Genomic DNA, 17,378 nt, shown 5'->3' with positions numbered 1-17,378 from the left:
AAACTATGAGTAAGCATTTATTATTATTCATTCTTATTCTTGCTGTTTGCACAAATGTCTTTGCACAGCAAACCAAGAGTATTTCGGGTGTGGTATACGACAGTAATACCGGAGAGGCTTTAATTGGAGTTTCTGTTCTTGAAGTAGGAACGACCAATGGTACTATCACTGATTTTGACGGTAGATATACATTAAAAGTATCGTCAAATAAAGTTTCATTCTCGTATGTAGGTTTTAAAACTGAAATTGTAAACGTAACAAATAGCGGAACGTACAATGTAAATCTAGTGTCCGATAATAAATTGGATGAGGTTGTAGTGATTGGTTACGGTACTCAAAGAAAGAGTGACCTTACCGGTGCTTTGGCTTCTATAAGTAGTAAGGATATTAAGAACTATGCAGTGTCCAACGCATCCGAACTACTTACAGGTAAGGCAGCCGGCGTATTTGTTGCCGCCAGTTCCGGCCAGCCGGGATCGGATGCAGTGATCCGCGTGAGAGGTTTAGGGACCGTCAATGACAACAATCCATTGTACGTAGTTGATGGACAGTTCATGGATAACATCAGCAGCCTGAATCCATCTGATATTGAACGTATGGAAGTATTAAAAGATGCCTCAGCCTGCGCTATCTATGGTTCGAGAGGTTCTAATGGAGTAATCCTCATTACTACCAAGGGAGGGGTGAAAGGTGAAACGACTGTAACATTGGATGCTTATGTAGGTGTAAAAAACAGTTATAAAGCATTGAACATGATGAACAGCGACCAATACTACAACTTCATCATGAAAGCGTATGAAAACGATGCAAGCTTTCAAAACTCAATGAAAGATAAGTTTACCAATCAGTATCAGAAAGGTTATAATACCAACTGGTGGAATGAAGTAACCCGTACAGCTTTCAACCAGAACTATAATCTAAGCATCCGTAAGGGGACAGATAATTCGAGATCTTCTTTAAGTTTAGGATATGTAGACGATCAGGGTGCAATCATCACTACTGAATTCAAGAGACTTTCACTTAAAGCGAATCTTGAATATGATATTAACAAATTTATCACTGTTGGCGCCAATGTCAATCTGGCAAAGATAAGAAAACGTGACGCAGGAGCAATTCCTTCATTCGATTTCATTCAAAAAGCTGATCCTTTTACCCCTGTTATCAGCCCGTTGGTAGATCCGTCTTCTGAAAATTACGAATATAACAAATATGCGCCTACCGAATGGTCTTACGACCCTAATCCGGTAGCCATGCTCGAACTTCCTAATAGATACAATGACATATTCAATGTATTTGGTAATGTGTTTGCCCAAATCAAATTGTATAAAGGATTGAGCTATCGGGTACAGTATAGTTTCGAAAGATACCATGATACTTTCAAAGACTTCCGTCCTGTCTATTCGTCTACTTTTTCGGAAGATAACTTAGCGAATCAGGAAAGTAAATATAATAAAGAAACTCAATTGAATAATAATAGCGCTGTTACTTCTAATTATCAGGTGGAACAACGCCTTAATTACAACACGACAATAGGCAGGCATAAACTGGATGCAATGGTTGCCATGACTTATGAGAAGAACAGTAGCGAAGGCATTAATGCATTTAAGAGAAAGGCTTTAGGTAACGATGAAATCTATCAGATACTTGATGCACAAACAGCTGGAGATAACACCTCGGGAGGTAAAGAAACATCTTCTATGTTGTCGTACCTGGGACGTATCAACTATGTATATGATGACAGATACCTTGCTACAGTCAATTTCCGTGCCGACGGTTCTTCAAGATTTGCCAAACGTAACCGTTGGGGCTATTTCCCATCAGTTTCATTAGGTTGGAGAGTGAGCAATGAAGAATTCTTCAAGAACCTGAACATTGAAAATACAATTTCCAATTTAAAACTGCGTGTAGGCTGGGGACAGAATGGTAACCAACGAATTGATAGAGACGCGCCTCTTACGTTGATTGGCACCAATAATGAGAATCAGTGGTACTTTGGAAACGGGTACTCACAAGGTTACGTCCCGACTTATGTGGGAAATGCAGATATTAAATGGGAAACCAGCCAGCAAACCAATGTCGGTTTAGATATGTCTTTCTTTAAAAACAGCCTTGATGTAAGTATGGACTTTTATGTAAAGAAAACAAGTGACATGTTGCTCAATATGCCTATTCCTTCTTTTGGCGCCTTCCCTAACAGCCCCTTCTTCAATGCAGGAGACTTGAAGAATACCGGTTTCGAAATAGTAGTCAACTACCGTAACCAGATAGGAAAAGACTTTAATTACAATGTAGGGCTGAACATGTCTACTTATAAGACAGAAGTAACCAAACTTACATCGGAATATTTGAGTGGAAATACTAGCCGTACGTATGTAGGAGGTCCTATCGGACGTTTCTGGGGATACAAACAAATAGGAATATTCCAGAATCAGGAAGAGATAGACAATTATGTGGATAAGAATGGTACCAAGATTCAACCTAATGCACAACCGGGTGATTTCAAGTTTGCCAAATTAGGAGAATCAGGCGAATTGAACGATGATGATGACCGTACTTTTATCGGTGATCCTAATCCGGACCTCATTTATGGTTTCAACTTAGGATTTAGTTATAAGAACTTTGATGTAAGCATGGCATTCCAGGGAACTATTGGAAATGACATCTGGAACGTTGCTAAAGGAAGCCTTGCTTCAGCAGGACGCCAGAATGCGTTGGCGGATGCTTATACAAAAGCATGGACAAAAGACGGGGATTTGGATGCTGTATATCCACGCATAACCAACTCTGACTCTAACAACAATATGAGAGGTTCTTCTTTCTATGTGGAGAATGGTTCTTACCTGCGTTTACAGAATATGCAAATAGGTTATACATTGCCGAGTCACATTTGCCAGAAGAGCAAACTGTTTTCAAGTTGTAGATTCTATGTGAGCGGTCAGAATATATTTACTTTAACCGGTTATTCCGGACTTGATCCGGAACTGGGTATCAATAACCCATTGGATATGGGAGTGGATACTACACGTTATCCGTCTTCACGTACATTCACTTTTGGAGTTAATTTGCAATTTTAAATCTAGCTAAAAAGACATTACATTATGAGAAAAATATTATTTATAATATGCTGGGCTCTTGCCGGAGTGGGGTTGTATAGCTGCTCTCTCGACGAACCAAGTTATGGTAAAACCACAAGCGATAATTATTATCAGAAGGAAAGCGATATTGAACAAGCCTTGACTGGAGCTTATCTTCAATTACGTACAACTTGGAATGAATATGCATTAAATCATTATTTTGTAGGTGATTGCAGTACGGATGATGCTCTAAAAGGAGGAGGAAATGACGGTGACCGTGCCGAAGTACGCGACTTGTCCGACTTTACGATCTACACAACCAATGGTGAAGTAGGACGTCGTTGGGAGATTCTGTACAGATTAATCAATCGCTGTAACGATGTGATTTATTATGCTCCTGATGCAATAGGAAACGAAGAACTATTGAAACGTTATGCAAACGAGGCAAAAGCATTGAGAGCATTCGGGTATTATTGCCTGGTCACTACATTCGGAGAAGTGCCTTTAATCACTACGCCGATGCAACCCGCTGAAATACTGCAAATACCCCGCTCCCCATTGGAGAAGGTATACGAATGTATTGTGAATGATTTAACCGATGCCTCCGCACTTCCTGCAAAAGGAGATTACTCTGAAGATGATGCTTATCGTGCAACACGTGGCTTTGCTAAAACAATGCTTGCTAAAACATACATGTTCAAAGGTGATTTTGCCTCTGCCGAAACGGTACTTCATGATATTATTGAAGTAGACAAAGACTATACATTGTTGAGTGATTACGGCATGAACTGGCGCACTGAATATGAAAACAGTTCGGAATCAGTATTTGAGATTGCCAACAAAGTATATGACAAAAACATAGCCACAGGTACCAATGTCCCTCACTTTTTCACAAGCAGACGCATCTCCGGTTATCAGGGATATGGATTTCATGTACCGACCCAAGACCTCTATGATGCCTTTGATGCAGATGACCCGCGTATTACTTATGTATTCACACAAACTGGTGACAGATATAAAGGTGATACTGAAGCGCAGGACAATGCTGAATCTCCAAGCGGTTATCATGATTACAAGATGACTGTGCCAGCAGTAGAAAAAACTGGTTTCGACGTCTGGATGATTAGTTACAACATTCGTTTGATCCGTTATTCCGATGTTCTCTTGATGTATGCCGAAGTATTAAACGAAAATGGAAAACCAGGGCTTGCACTTCCTTACCTGAATGATGTAAGAGAAAGAGCCCGCAAAACTAATCCGGTCGATCCGAGAAGAGATCAACAGGCGTATATTCCTGCTACAACAACTAATACACTGCCCGACATAACAGAAACCGATCAGGAGCGTCTGAAAGAAATCATCTGGAAGGAACGTCGTTGTGAATTGGCAATGGAAGGATGGAGACGGGATGACCTGATGAGACAAAAACGTTTCGGAACCGTTATGCGTGCTTATGCAACCAAATATAATACATCGAAAGGTGCCAATTTTAGGGACGACAGAGATTATCTGTTTCCGATACCGCAAGGTGAAAGGGATAAGAGCAACAATATTCTTTCCCAAAATCCGGGTTTTTAATATGAATAAAATGAGGGGGCGGATTATAAAATCCGCCCTTTTTTAACAACCAACTGACCATGAAAAAGACATTATTATTTCTCGTAGCAGGTTTTTTCTTTCTCAACAACCTGCCGGCACAAAAGCCGATAGAACAAAAAGAGATCCGCTTAGTACAGTATATGCCCAATATACCTTTCCCCTATAAAATGAAAAACTGGAAAGATATAGCCACGAAACAGGACAGACTATTTTACGATTTCAACGCCAAAGGACAGAACCTGCCTCTTATCTGGTGGGACGATTCGCAAGTAAACTTTCCATTCCGCACTTTCGGACTTCCAAGCTACGTAGATAAAAGACGGTTAGGAGGAAATTCTTATGAATCTCTTCCCACTATGGGCTCACTCATTAGTGCAAGTCTGATAGGAGTAGACAAAAGCAATGACGACGGAAAAGATTATGTATCAATGATACGACAATTCTTCAACAAGAAGAACGGAACCAATCTTATATTGAACGGACTCGACAGGAAAGCCGGAGAAAGTTTCTGGTATGAGATATGGCCGGCAATGGCTTATTCGATGCTGGTAGATTTATATCCTCAAAAAACAGAGATGCAGGAGCCGATGAAGATCACTATCGACAATTGGTATGCTGCTATCCAGGACTTGAGTGAAGGTAGAGAATATCCGGACTTCAACTTCACCGCCTTCAACTTTAAGAACCGTAAAGGGTACTATAATAAAGTATGGCGTGAACCGGATGCAGCCGCAGGACTTGCTTGGTTGCAATACATCTCCTGGATTAAATACGGAGATAAAAAGTATCTGAATGCTACACGCCAATGCATGACATTCTTGCAGAACCGTCCCGAAAAAGAAGGAACTTTCTATGAGATAATGATGCCCTATGGGGCTTATCTGGCAGTGCGCATGAATGCGGAACTTGGAACTGCCTATGATGAGCTGAAAATGTTGAACTGGTGCTTCGACGGTGATAATTCAGACCGTGACGGATGGGGAGTGATGTGTGAGCGTTGGAACAAATACGACGTACACGGATTGGTAGGACAAAAAAAGGATGAACAATATGCTTTTGCCATGAACACCTTTTCACAAGCTGCCGCACTTGTCCCAATTGTAAAATACAACCCGGCTTATGCTTCCACAATAGGCAAGTGGATGTTGAACTTGGCAAACGCCTGCCGTTTATTTTATGCAGACGAGCACCCCCGCAACCGTCAGTCGAGTTCTATCTGGGAAGGTGATCCTCAACACGTCATTTGCTATGAAGGATTGAGGAAGGACTTGTATCATGGCAATCACTTTGAACCGTTCCAGGGATTATTGTCCGATGAGGGTCCCTATGCTATTGGGGATCAAGTAAAAACCATGTCTTCAGCTACAGATATTTGCTTGTATGGCTCGGCCTGGGTGGGTATGCTAGCCTCTATTGTAGATACTACTAATGTGGAATGTATTCTTCAACTGGATTGTAATGCCACAGACTTTTATTCCACAAGAAAATATCCTACTTACCTTTTATTCAATCCTTATTTTGAAGCCAAAGAGGTAACCTTGAATCAACACTTTACGGAACCTACGGACTTGTACGATCTGGTATCCAAAAAATACATAAAGAAGAATTGTACCGGCGAAACAAGCATTATCCTGAACCCGGACAATGCCGTAACTATTGTTTGTATTCCTGCTTCCGCTAAAAAGACAAAGAAACATGGTAAATTGATTGTTGACGGTGAAATCGTAGATTATCGTTTGTAATTCGGATTGACTATTCCACAATTGTATAAATCCTCCGTTACCGATGAAAATATGCGCGGAATAAAATAAATTCCTTATATTTGCTGTTATCCTAACCGTATAAATAACATTCATTTACATGAGAAACATCTTATACGCACAATTATTTTTTATTCTGATTATTGCATTTGTCACTTCCACAAAGTCTTATGCTTTTAATGTGGCAAAACACATATCAAATGTTAACGGGCTGACGAATAATTCAGTAAACTGTATTTTGGAAGATGCAGAACATACGATCTGGATTGGGACATGGGATGGACTGAATGCATATAATGGAAGAGAAATTACGACATTCAGATATAGCAAAAACAATCCGAATTCTATAAGTAATAACGTTATCCGCCAGATTATCGAATGTAAGGGCAGTTTATGGATAGCAACAGATAATGGAATCAATCGGTTAGATAAACGAACCCGTCAGATAACAAGGTATTATTTAAGAACAGATAATAAAGTACCCAATCAGGAAAAGTCTTTTATTTTAGGAAAGAGTGCGGCAGGAGATATTATCTGCCTCATAAAGGGGCTGGGGTTCTTTGTCTACAATGATTCTGAAGATGAGTTTAATCCGATTAACACAGACTTTGCAAGTCATATAAAGGACTATTCCGTGAATGATTCCGATCGTATGCTTTTCCTTTTAAATAATGGAAATACTGTGTATCTGACCTACAATCTACTCATTAACGGAGGAAAACAGAGTGATTTACGCACAGTCGACATACAGACTCCTGTAGATAAGATATTTCTGTCGAAAGGCAGATTTATCTTAAACAAAGATAACAAACTTTTCCTTTTAAATCCCGACTTTACAGTTTCCCAATGCATTGAGCTGGATAGTAGCAAACCTGTATCGCAGGTTATTTTAGCAGAGAACAAGATGTACGTCAGCTTTATAGAAGGGGGATGTATTCATTATGATTTAAAAAAGAATACTTTTACCTACCTGAACGAACTATCCAGTCAGTTATCAGTCTTCACTCTTTATTCCGGTAGTCAGAACATATTGTGGATAGGAACGGACGGACAAGGATTAATTCAACTTTATCATTACGACTCTTTATTTGAAACCGTTCACACCAGTCACCCTGTGAGATGTTTTTGTGAAGATGAAGATGGTAATATTCTGATAGGCACAAAAGGAAGCGGAATAAAACTGTTGAATCCTGCTACGAAGGAATTGACAGATTATCTGAATGAGAGTAAAGGATTGATTTCCAATTCTGTCTATGCCTTGAGAAGAAATAAAGCGAATGACATTTTTATCGGAACGGAAGGAACCGGAATCAATATATTGAATGCTGCTACGGGGCGACTGGAAAAGCTTGAGATACCTGATAAATATCCGCCTTTCAAGGCTGTGTACAACATTTATTTTACGAACAATGATTCTCTTTTATGGGTGGGAACATCAGGATATGGTTTAATCAAAATAAATATTTCCAGAGAGCAAGGTCGTTATCACGTTAAAGGATTCAGGCAATATAATTCGTCGGATAAAAATATCTCATTGAATAACGATGTTGTTTATGCCATTACATCCGATCCGGAAGACAATATGTTATGGTTTGGTACACGTGGCGGAGGCTTGAACTGTATCAATATGAAAGATAACAGCATAAAATCATTGGAGGATATGGACAGTCGGATTTTACTCACCAATAATGATGTATTGTGCTTACTGCGTGATGATACCGGTATATGGATAGGAACAAGTTATGGACTGAACGAATTGAAAAAGGAGGAGAATGATTTTCACCTGATACAATATGCCGACGAGAAATTGAATAATAAAACGATTCATGGAATATTAAAAGACCACGAAGGAAAGATATGGATCAGTACCAACCAGGGATTGTCTAGCTTGAATGTAAAAAACAATAAAATAGATAATTATACTTTGAATGACGGATTGCAGAATGATGAATTCTCTGATGGAGCTTTCTTCAAGGATCATCGTGATTTCTTGTACTTTGGAGGAGTAAGCGGGTTTAGTTATTTCAATCCTCGAAATATACATTTGCGCGAGTTTAATCCTCCACTTATATTAAGTAGTTTGAAGATATATAATACGGTACAGGACATTAATGAACGTATCAGAAAAGGAGTGTTGAAACTTAGCTATGAAGAAAGATTCATGACTTTCAATTTCATAGCCAAAGACTTTATTAATAATGAAAACTGTGAATATGCTTATCGCTTGAAGAACCATTCGGATGATTGGGTGGAAATGGGTAATAATCCGAATATTATCTTTACCCAACTTCCTCCTGGTGAGTACCAGCTTGAAGTGAAGAGCACGAATGGCGACAAAGTATGGGGAGATAACATTTATCGCTTAACTATAAAAGTAGGTTATCCGTGGTGGCTTAGTGTTCCTGCATTGATTATCTATGCCATATTGTGCATTATTATCTTCTACATCACAAAGTCTGTTATCAAAAATCGCATACGGTTAAGCCGCCAGGTTCTTATAGCCCAGGTAGAGAAACGGCATGAACAGAAGATTTATGAATCCCGGCTCAATTTCTTCACCAATGTGGCACATGAATTCTTTACCCCCCTAACTTTGATTTATACACCTGCACAGCACTTGTTGGAACAGGACGGGTTAGATGGTAGTACAAAGAAATATCTCCAAATAATAAAGAATAATGCCGAAAGGATGCAGAAGCTGATTAGTGAGTTGATGGAGTTTCGTAAAACCAAATCGAGCAATATGGATTTGCATCCTGAAAATGTGGACGTAAAATCATTGATGGAATATGCTTCCAACAATTATGTGGATATCCTGAAAGAGAATAAAATAGACTTCAAGGTAGAGACCCATGATACGTCAGAGATCTATTCCGACCGCAATGCTTTGGAAAAAATTATATTCAATTTACTGTCGAATGCGTTCAAATATACTCCTCGTTATGGATATATTCATGTTGAGATATCACAAAATGAGCCTGATAAAACCTTATACTTGCTCGTAAGAAATTCCGGTAAGGGATTAACAGAACAACAGATGGCAGAGATATTTGATAAGTATAAGATATTTGATACTCCTAAATTGGGTAACTCTGTCAGCAATGGCATAGGTTTAAATCTAACAAAGAGTCTGGTTGAATTATTAGGCGGGCAGATAAGTGTAAATAGTGAACTGGGAAAAAGTGTTGAATTTTCAGTCGTGATTCCTTCTTTGCCATCCGATCATTCACTTGTTGTAACGGATGAAAAAGATTCGTTGCAGAAAGAAAAGAACGGGCAGGATCACTTATCCCCTCGCAAAGATACTGTCATACTGATAGTGGAAGATGAAAAGAATATCAGAGACCTGCTGAAAGATGTCCTCTTTGATTATGTGATACACGAAGCAAAAGACGGCGTGGAGGCTTTGAAAGAGATAGAACATAATCATCCTGATATTATTATAAGTGATATTGTCATGCCCAATATGGACGGCTTGAGCTTGATTAATAAATTGAAATCCGAGTTGAAAACAAGTTATATTCCGATCATAGGAATATCGGCAAAGGCTTCTGTAGAAGACCAGATTAATGCCTTTAACCATGGTGCGGATGCTTATATCGTCAAACCATTTCACCCGAGGCAGGTTATATCCACCATAGAGAATCTGCTGTCGAGACAAATGCTTTTAAAGGACTATTTCAATTCCAGCATGTCTTCTGTGAAAGTGAAAGACGGGATTGTTCTTCATCCGGAAGACGAAGAATTAATACAGAATGTAACAGACTTCATAAAGAATAATATAGATGATGAGTTATTAAGCCCTTCTTCTATTGCCGAATTTGTAGGAGTGAGCAAAGCTACCTTGTATCGGAAGTTCAAAGAAATAATAGATAAGACTCCGAGTGAATTTGTACGAGGCATCAGACTGGAATATGCAGCCAAGTTATTAAGGACAACCAAGTTGACCGTATCCGAGATTATGTTCAAATGTGGATTCTCTAATAAATCTTATTTCTATCGGGAGTTTTTAAAGCAATACGGTGTATCTCCCAAGGATTACCGGAATCAATAGATAAATCCTGCCAATCTGTCATTCAGATAGCAATTTGTATTTCTCGTTACCAAAAAATGCCGCTTGTAGATTACTGCAAGCGGCATTTTCTTTATCTAAATCATCCGAGATTTATCTATCCATCCGTAGATTAATAGTTTTCCTTCTTCACCTCGAAATAAGCCTGTGGATGCAGACATGCCGGACAAACTTCGGGAGCTTCCTTACCGATTTCAATGTAACCGCAGTTACGGCATTGCCATACCACTTCGCCTTCTTTAGCGAATACAGTCATATTTTCGATATTGTTCAGGAAGGCAAGATATCTTTCTTCGTGACCTTTTTCTGCGATGGAGATATTGCGGTACATAGCAGCAATCATCGGGAAACCTTCCTGTTCTGCCACATCAGCAAAGTGAGGATAATCCAGTGACCATTCTTCATGTTCACCCGCTGCGGCAGCGCGAAGATTTTCAAGTGTATTACCAATTACACCGGCCGGATAGCTGGCAGTGATTTCTACCATACCGCCTTCGAGGAACTTAAACATACGTTTTGCATGTTCTTTTTCCTGATCGGCAGTTTCAGTGAAAATAGCTGCAATTTGTTCGTAGCCTTCTTTTTTAGCCACACTTGCGAAATAAGTGTAACGCATTCTTGCCTGTGATTCTCCTGCGAATGAAGTCAACAGATTTTTCTCTGTTTGAGTTCCTTTAATACTCTTAGCCATAATTCTAATCTATTTTAAAATTGGTTGATTACCAAACGTAACTTGTCGTACTATTTATAACGCAAATATAAGCGATTTGTTCATAATAAACCATCTTTTTTTGATGAATAAAATCGATTGCCTCATTGATGAAATCTATCAACAGACAAATAGTATGTTCAAAAACATACTTATTTCGATTATTTTATCTAATTTTGCAACATCTACTTTACAAAAAAGACGGAATATACGTATAACAACATCTAAAAATGAAGCTATTTGAATTTAAACCCAAACTGGTTTCTTGTCTAAAGAATTATTCGAAAGAAACGTTTATGGCGGACCTGATGGCCGGCATTATCGTAGGTATCGTGGCGCTTCCTCTGGCTATTGCTTTCGGTATCGCTTCGGGAGTTTCGCCCGAAAAAGGTATTATCACCGCTATCATTGCGGGATTCATCATTTCCCTGTTGGGTGGCAGCAAAGTCCAGATTGGCGGTCCCACAGGAGCATTTATCGTCATTATCTATGGCATCATACAACAATACGGAGAGGCCGGACTGATTGTAGCCACTCTGATGGCGGGCGTACTCCTTGTATTATTAGGAGTATTCAAGCTCGGAGCAGTTATCAAGTTCATCCCTTATCCTATCATCGTCGGATTTACCAGCGGTATCGCTGTCACTATTTTCACGACCCAAATCGCCGATATTTTCGGTTTATCTTTCGGAGACGAGAAAGTGCCGGGAGACTTCGTCGGGAAGTGGATGATTTATTTCCGTCACTTCGATACAATCAACTGGTGGAATACCATCGTTAGTATTGTCAGCATTATTATCATCGCTATCACTCCGAAGTTCTCAAAGAAAATTCCCGGCTCGCTGATTGCCATCATCGTAGTCACGGTAGCCGTTTACCTGATGAAAACCTTCGGAGGAATCGACTGCATCCAGACCATCGGTGACCGCTTCACCATTAAATCAGAGTTGCCCGATGCCGTTGTGCCTGCGCTGGATTGGGAAGCTATCAGGGAATTGTTTCCGGTGGCTATCACCATTGCCGTATTGGGAGCTATCGAATCCCTGCTGTCTGCCACTGTAGCCGACGGTGTGATAGGCGACCGCCACGATTCCAATACAGAACTGATCGCACAGGGAGCAGCCAATATCATAGCCCCTTTGTTCGGAGGTATTCCCGCCACAGGTGCTATCGCCCGTACCATGACGAATATCAACAACGGGGGTAAGACACCGATAGCCGGAATCATTCATGCAGTAGTATTGCTGTTGATTCTGCTCTTCCTGATGCCACTCGCACAATATATTCCGATGGCATGCCTTGCCGGCGTACTGGTCATCGTATCTTACAACATGAGCGGATGGCGTGTATTCAGAGCTTTACTGAAGAATCCGAAATCGGACGTTACCGTACTGCTTATCACGTTCTTCCTGACCGTTATCTTCGACCTGACTGTCGCTATCGAGGTAGGATTGGTCATTGCCTGCGTCCTCTTTATGAAGCGTGTCATGGAGACTACCGAAATCTCGGTGATTACCGACGAGATTGACCCGAACAAGGAATCGGATATTGCCGTACACGAAGAAAACCTGATGATTCCCAAAGGCATAGAGGTATACGAAATCAACGGCCCTTATTTCTTCGGTATCGCTACCAAGTTTGAAGAGACAATGACACAACTGGGAGACCGCCCCAAAGTACGTATCATCCGTATGCGCAAGGTTCCGTTCATCGATTCCACAGGGATTCACAACCTGACTACTCTCTGCGAAATGTCACAGAAGGAAAAGACTACCGTTATCCTTTCCGGAGTCAACGAGAACGTGCATAATGTACTGGAAAAAGCCGGATTCTACGAGTTGCTGGGAAAAGAGAATATCTGCCCGAATATCAATGTAGCATTGGAGAGGGCAAAAAGTCTGGTAAAATAGTGCTGTTTATCAGCTACTTGTAAGCCTGTAAGCCATATATACCGTGCGTATTGGACATATAGATCCAATGTGTACGGCATATATGACCTGCGTGTTGGATCTATATATCCAACACACAGCATCTATATCTCCTGCAAACAGGATATTATCATCATTTATTCTATCATGCTGACCTCTATTTGATACAGTCACAACCTCTTTTATTTCAGAACCATGTTCTTGTTTTCTTTATAATCAAGCGCACGATTCATAATCTTCAACTGTCCGAGAGTATTCTCTAATGAAGCATTTACAATAACCGGAGTTGCTTTAATATTCGGATTCACTATTGCCACATCATAAACCGACTGCTCCAATTCACCATTCAGATAGATTTTCAACATTCCATTCTTCTCACGGCATAAAGACACAATGCGCTCTTTATCATCATCAACAGCCTGTCCGGATACGACTTTCAACCCTTTTACCACGAATACAAGCCGCCCTTCCGCATCCAAATCCACCAAAATGTCTTTTCCCTGACGCAACAAGGAAACAGCGTTCTTATCGGTTTTCAAACAGAAAGACAGATTAAAATCCCCGCTGCCACTGACTCCTGTCAAAACAGGTATCTCCTGATTCTCGAAATAGAAAAAAGCGGTGCGCAATGCTTCCGTATTTCCTGCGTCATCTGTCACTCCCGAAATATTCAGGCGGTATTTATCATCTTCTCTCATTTCACGAGCCAATGTTAGTGTCACGACACGCCTGTCCGCTGAAAGCGAAGTAGCGGTTACCTCATTTCCCGAAACGGAAAATATTCCGTCTTTCAGTATCACAGGCTCATTAAGCTCGACCGTCAGGGAAGTCGGAGAGGTGGTCTTCACTATCCGCAGAGCAGGGGCTTCCTTATCAGGCACGGTACTGAATTTCCAAATCCGCACTTCACCCGGCTGCAAACTAAGGGAGATTTGTCCGCCATAATCAAACAAATGGTTCTCCGTGTCCTCTGCCTTCTGTTCATCCGTCCGGTACGCCCACACATAGGTACGATGCAATCCTTTCAATCCTTCAGGCATTCCGATAGTGCGGTCGAGCGGGAAGGTAAACTCTTTCACTTCATCGGACGGGTTGCGGACAGAAATAATCCCTTCCTGTCCCGACCATGCCGAATAGCCGTAAGGAGTTCCTTTTGCGGGAGTCTGTCCTATCAGTTTAGCATGTTTCAGAGTCTCATAGTTGTCGTTAATCCAGTGCAGTACATCGGCATTTATCACCCATTTCTGCCCCTCGTTCATCATGTTATAGCTATAATAAAGTTCCCAGAAAGCACTGCCGCGGGTAGCCATCATCATCAGGTAAGTGCGGAATTCATCATCATCCATCTTTCCGGCGAGATTGGCGGTATTGCCATAAATCGGGTCGTGGTTATAAAGATGCGCCAAAGGGAACTGGAACGCGCGTGTCTTCACAAAATCGAAATAACGGTCGTCCCTGTAAGACAAAAGTTGGTCAAGCTGTGACGGGCGTTTTACGTTCAACCGCCCGATGTCCTGCGAGTTCTGCATCCACACGGAGTTTCCCCATTGCAAGAACCACGGGCTGGGGTTGACATAACACGTCAGGTTAATCCACAAATCATTCCTTTTCGCCCCGCGCTGGTCGCGCATCGCCTGAAATATATCAATCCAACGTTCCCAATGCTCGGTGACATAACACATTCCCTGATAACCGCCGGAGATATAATTCCCCTGCGGGTCGGGTTGCGGCGGACGAACCAGAAAACCGTCCAGTTTCCAGTAATTCACGTCAAACCGTTGCTGGCAGTCCAGAAAAAACATTTTCAGTTTCTCGCAGTACACCTTATGGTTGGTGCAAATATCACTTGAGTTGCAGTTCAGTTTTCCATTCCCGTTTTCTTCCAGAAACCGCGCGAACTTGATATAATAATTATAACCTCCGCGGGGGCCCAGCCACAATCCGAAATTAGAGGACAAACGGTGTGACAAATCCGAAGGGGTGGACAGTTCGTTCGGGAATTTGCTGTTGAACGACCAGAATTTGGCCTTGTTCTCTTCCTGCCACGGACCGTAAGCATTCCAACCGTCGTCCACCACATAAGAGTCAATCGGACGAACTCCGTTCTGCGTCAGTCCGCGTTCCACTTCACGGAAAGAGTCGAGGATATTGTTCTCGTTGATGTCGAGCATAAAGTCATACCATGAATTGTACTGGATACGGAAGTCGACCGGAACGGAAATATCATGGATATAACTGAAAAAGTCCGTCTGAATGACATCCATATCCGTACTGCGGGTGGCACCGGTCACTTCTTTCCAGGTGGTAAACGTCCCGCTGTCCGCCAGACGGCCTTCCGAAGCAAGCATCTCAAAGCTCTTTCCCGAATAATAGCGGATACGTACTTTCCGATCACCCTCAATCTCCGTCTCCGAAGCCGGAAATTCAAGTCCGAAGAACATGCCCTGTATGTACACCGGTTGCCCCAAAGAGATGTAATATCCGCTGACACCGCCCACTCCCTGTTCCATCACCGGATGCGTCCAGACAGCATATCCTTCGGGAAGGCTCATCGGCTCGAAATCAATATAATCCAGACGCGCCAGATGGCGTTGCGAATCGGGGACGGTAATCTCCAGATATTTCCTCATATAGTGCTTCCCTTCCTCCAATGTAAGAACCATGTCCACCTGCCAGTCCACCTCCTGATGGCGGAAGCCCTTATAATGGAAAACCAGCTTCTTGCCGTTCTTCCCTTCATCCGTGACCTGTACTCTCTGCAAGAAAAGATCAGAAGAATGAATATCCGCAACGACCGAATCCGCACTCAACGTACGGATGATAAAATCCTCCGAAATGGTTTCGGGAATAATACGGGAAACTTCCTTCCCCATACGCTTATTTTCAATCATGCACGTGCGGACTTTATCATTCTTCACCAGAAACTTGCGAGCGAGGAATTCATTGCCAATCTCCACAGTATCTGCTATATGATTGACATAAATCTCTTCCTTTACAGCTGCCCTCATGGAAAACAAACATCCTCCAAACAACATCAACAGCAAATATATTCGTTTAATCATACTATTTTTATTCTTTCATTTATCAAACCTTTAAAAATAATCCGCGCTTATACATCACCCTCAACAGGAGAAAGACAATCAGATAATTGGCGAAGGTAAGCCATACGGAGTAATAACCACCCAGATATTGTTCGAGCCCGTAACTGACCGAAGCGGCAACGCAACGGAAATTCACAACTTCGCCCAGCAGATACGCCGTAATGGAATTCATGCCATACACTTTCAGCCAGTTCAATCCCCGGGTATATCCTTTATAATCAATCCAGTAATAGAACAATGCCATCAGCAGAAAGCAATAGCCGCCGGAAAGCAGGGTCATGCTGCCTGTCCAGATACGTTTGATAACAGGCATCTGCAAACTCCACAGTAACGCCAGGCCAACAAGAGCAAGTCCGACAACTAGCAACGTCTGCACCACCCTTTTCCGATTTGCCTTGCCCTCTTTCATTATCTTTCCGGCAAACGCTCCGAGCATGACGGTCACTCCGAATGTCAGGCTGCTCCACATCCATGTATAGTTGTAGGATGGCGAGAAGCTCCAGGTTCCGTCCTCATTCCAGAAAACACCGTCACGGAATCGCCCTAAAACGCATCTGTCCACTTGTTCCGCAAAGTTCCCCGCCGGTGTGAAATCCCCCAAAAACGTCATCGGAACCCAGTAGACGAGAAGGAGTAGCAACGTTATCCCTACCTGCCACTTGAACGGGAAGTGCAACTGAATGACCGCAGCAATAAGATAACCGACAGCAATAGACTGCAATGTATTGGAATACAAATAAAGATGCGTGGCGTCCAGACCGAGCAGGTTTCCCTGAACAATCATTCCGAAGATAAACAGGAGAAAAACACGCTTCAGGATTCTCCGATACACAGGCCAATAACTTCCCGTAGTCCCTATATACTTCGATAGTGAGAACGGCATGGAAGCTCCCGTCATAAAGAGGAAAAGCGGCATTACCAAATCCCAGAAACGGAATCCCTCCCAAACCTCATGGTCAAACTGATAAAGTATGCTATCGAGAAATGACATATTCATCTGCCGTGCCAATGCCACGAATACAGGTTGAAAAAAGACCAGGAGAAATAAATCGAAACCTCTTAGAATATCCAATGAGGCAAGACGGATGGAATTGTTTTCCGGTAATTTGTTTTTCATAAGTATAGCTTTTGTATA

General features: G+C 41.7%; 8 protein-coding genes. 5 read left to right on the top strand and 3 right to left on the bottom strand.

All coding sequences use genetic code 11. From position 1 onward, the window contains the following. Positions 1-5 precede the first annotated feature (5 nt). The 4 genes from BSCG_RS19515 to BSCG_RS19530 all read left to right on the top strand — a co-directional run bounded on the left by BSCG_RS19515 (position 6) and on the right by BSCG_RS19530 (position 10,487). Positions 6-3,074 carry a SusC/RagA family TonB-linked outer membrane protein gene (locus BSCG_RS19515; RefSeq protein WP_004324170.1) on the top strand — a complete coding sequence of 1,023 codons (3,069 nt, stop codon included), beginning with the start codon at positions 6-8 and terminating at the stop codon, positions 3,072-3,074. A 24-nt stretch (positions 3,075-3,098) separates the two neighbouring features. Further along, the gene (locus BSCG_RS19520) at positions 3,099-4,652 is read left to right on the top strand and encodes a RagB/SusD family nutrient uptake outer membrane protein (protein ID WP_008775382.1); all 1,554 of its coding nucleotides are present in this window, start codon (positions 3,099-3,101) and stop codon (positions 4,650-4,652) included. 59 nt (positions 4,653-4,711) lie between these two features. Next, complete coding sequence (locus BSCG_RS19525) at positions 4,712-6,415, top strand: hypothetical protein (protein WP_008775381.1); 1,704 nt, start codon at positions 4,712-4,714, stop codon at positions 6,413-6,415. Between the two features lie 118 nt (positions 6,416-6,533). Beyond that, positions 6,534-10,487 (top strand): hybrid sensor histidine kinase/response regulator transcription factor, encoded by a 3,954-nt coding sequence (locus BSCG_RS19530; RefSeq protein ID WP_008775380.1) that lies wholly within the window; start codon positions 6,534-6,536, stop codon positions 10,485-10,487. A 130-nt stretch (positions 10,488-10,617) separates the two neighbouring features. On the opposite strand, the gene rbr is transcribed toward BSCG_RS19530, so the two are convergent. After that, a complete protein-coding gene (rbr, locus tag BSCG_RS19535; RefSeq protein ID WP_004312048.1) occupies positions 10,618-11,196 on the bottom strand; it encodes a rubrerythrin in 579 nt (192 codons plus the stop codon). 248 nt (positions 11,197-11,444) lie between these two features. On the opposite strand from rbr, the gene BSCG_RS19540 reads away from it, so the two are divergent. Further along, positions 11,445-13,124, top strand: a complete 1,680-nt coding sequence (locus BSCG_RS19540) for a SulP family inorganic anion transporter (RefSeq protein ID WP_004312050.1) — start codon at positions 11,445-11,447, stop codon at positions 13,122-13,124. 200 nt (positions 13,125-13,324) lie between these two features. On the opposite strand, the gene BSCG_RS19545 is transcribed toward BSCG_RS19540, so the two are convergent. Further along, positions 13,325-16,204, bottom strand: a complete 2,880-nt coding sequence (locus tag BSCG_RS19545) for a hypothetical protein (RefSeq protein ID WP_004312051.1) — start codon at positions 16,202-16,204, stop codon at positions 13,325-13,327. A gap of 22 nt (positions 16,205-16,226) precedes the next feature. Further along, a complete protein-coding gene (locus BSCG_RS19550; protein WP_004312052.1) occupies positions 16,227-17,360 on the bottom strand; it encodes an acyltransferase family protein in 1,134 nt (377 codons plus the stop codon). Positions 17,361-17,378: the final 18 nt, after the last annotated feature.

Source organism: Bacteroides sp. 2_2_4, from assembly GCF_000157055.1.
In the GTDB taxonomy this organism is placed as follows: domain Bacteria; phylum Bacteroidota; class Bacteroidia; order Bacteroidales; family Bacteroidaceae; genus Bacteroides; species Bacteroides ovatus.
Note: the sequence above shows the minus strand (reverse complement) of the source record. Positions and strands in the feature narration are given on the sequence as shown.

Excerpts from the sequence above, each read along its gene's own strand:
- BSCG_RS19515 (WP_004324170.1), top strand. The coding sequence starts at position 6 with ATGAGTAAGCATTTATTATTATTCATTCTTATTCTTGCTGTTTGCACA.
- BSCG_RS19520 (WP_008775382.1), top strand. The coding sequence starts at position 3,099 with ATGAGAAAAATATTATTTATAATATGCTGGGCTCTTGCCGGAGTGGGG.
- BSCG_RS19525 (WP_008775381.1), top strand. The coding sequence starts at position 4,712 with ATGAAAAAGACATTATTATTTCTCGTAGCAGGTTTTTTCTTTCTCAAC.
- BSCG_RS19530 (WP_008775380.1), top strand. The coding sequence starts at position 6,534 with ATGAGAAACATCTTATACGCACAATTATTTTTTATTCTGATTATTGCA.
- rbr (WP_004312048.1), bottom strand. The coding sequence starts at position 11,196 with ATGGCTAAGAGTATTAAAGGAACTCAAACAGAGAAAAATCTGTTGACT.
- BSCG_RS19540 (WP_004312050.1), top strand. The coding sequence starts at position 11,445 with ATGAAGCTATTTGAATTTAAACCCAAACTGGTTTCTTGTCTAAAGAAT.
- BSCG_RS19545 (WP_004312051.1), bottom strand. The coding sequence starts at position 16,204 with ATGATTAAACGAATATATTTGCTGTTGATGTTGTTTGGAGGATGTTTG.
- BSCG_RS19550 (WP_004312052.1), bottom strand. The coding sequence starts at position 17,360 with ATGAAAAACAAATTACCGGAAAACAATTCCATCCGTCTTGCCTCATTG.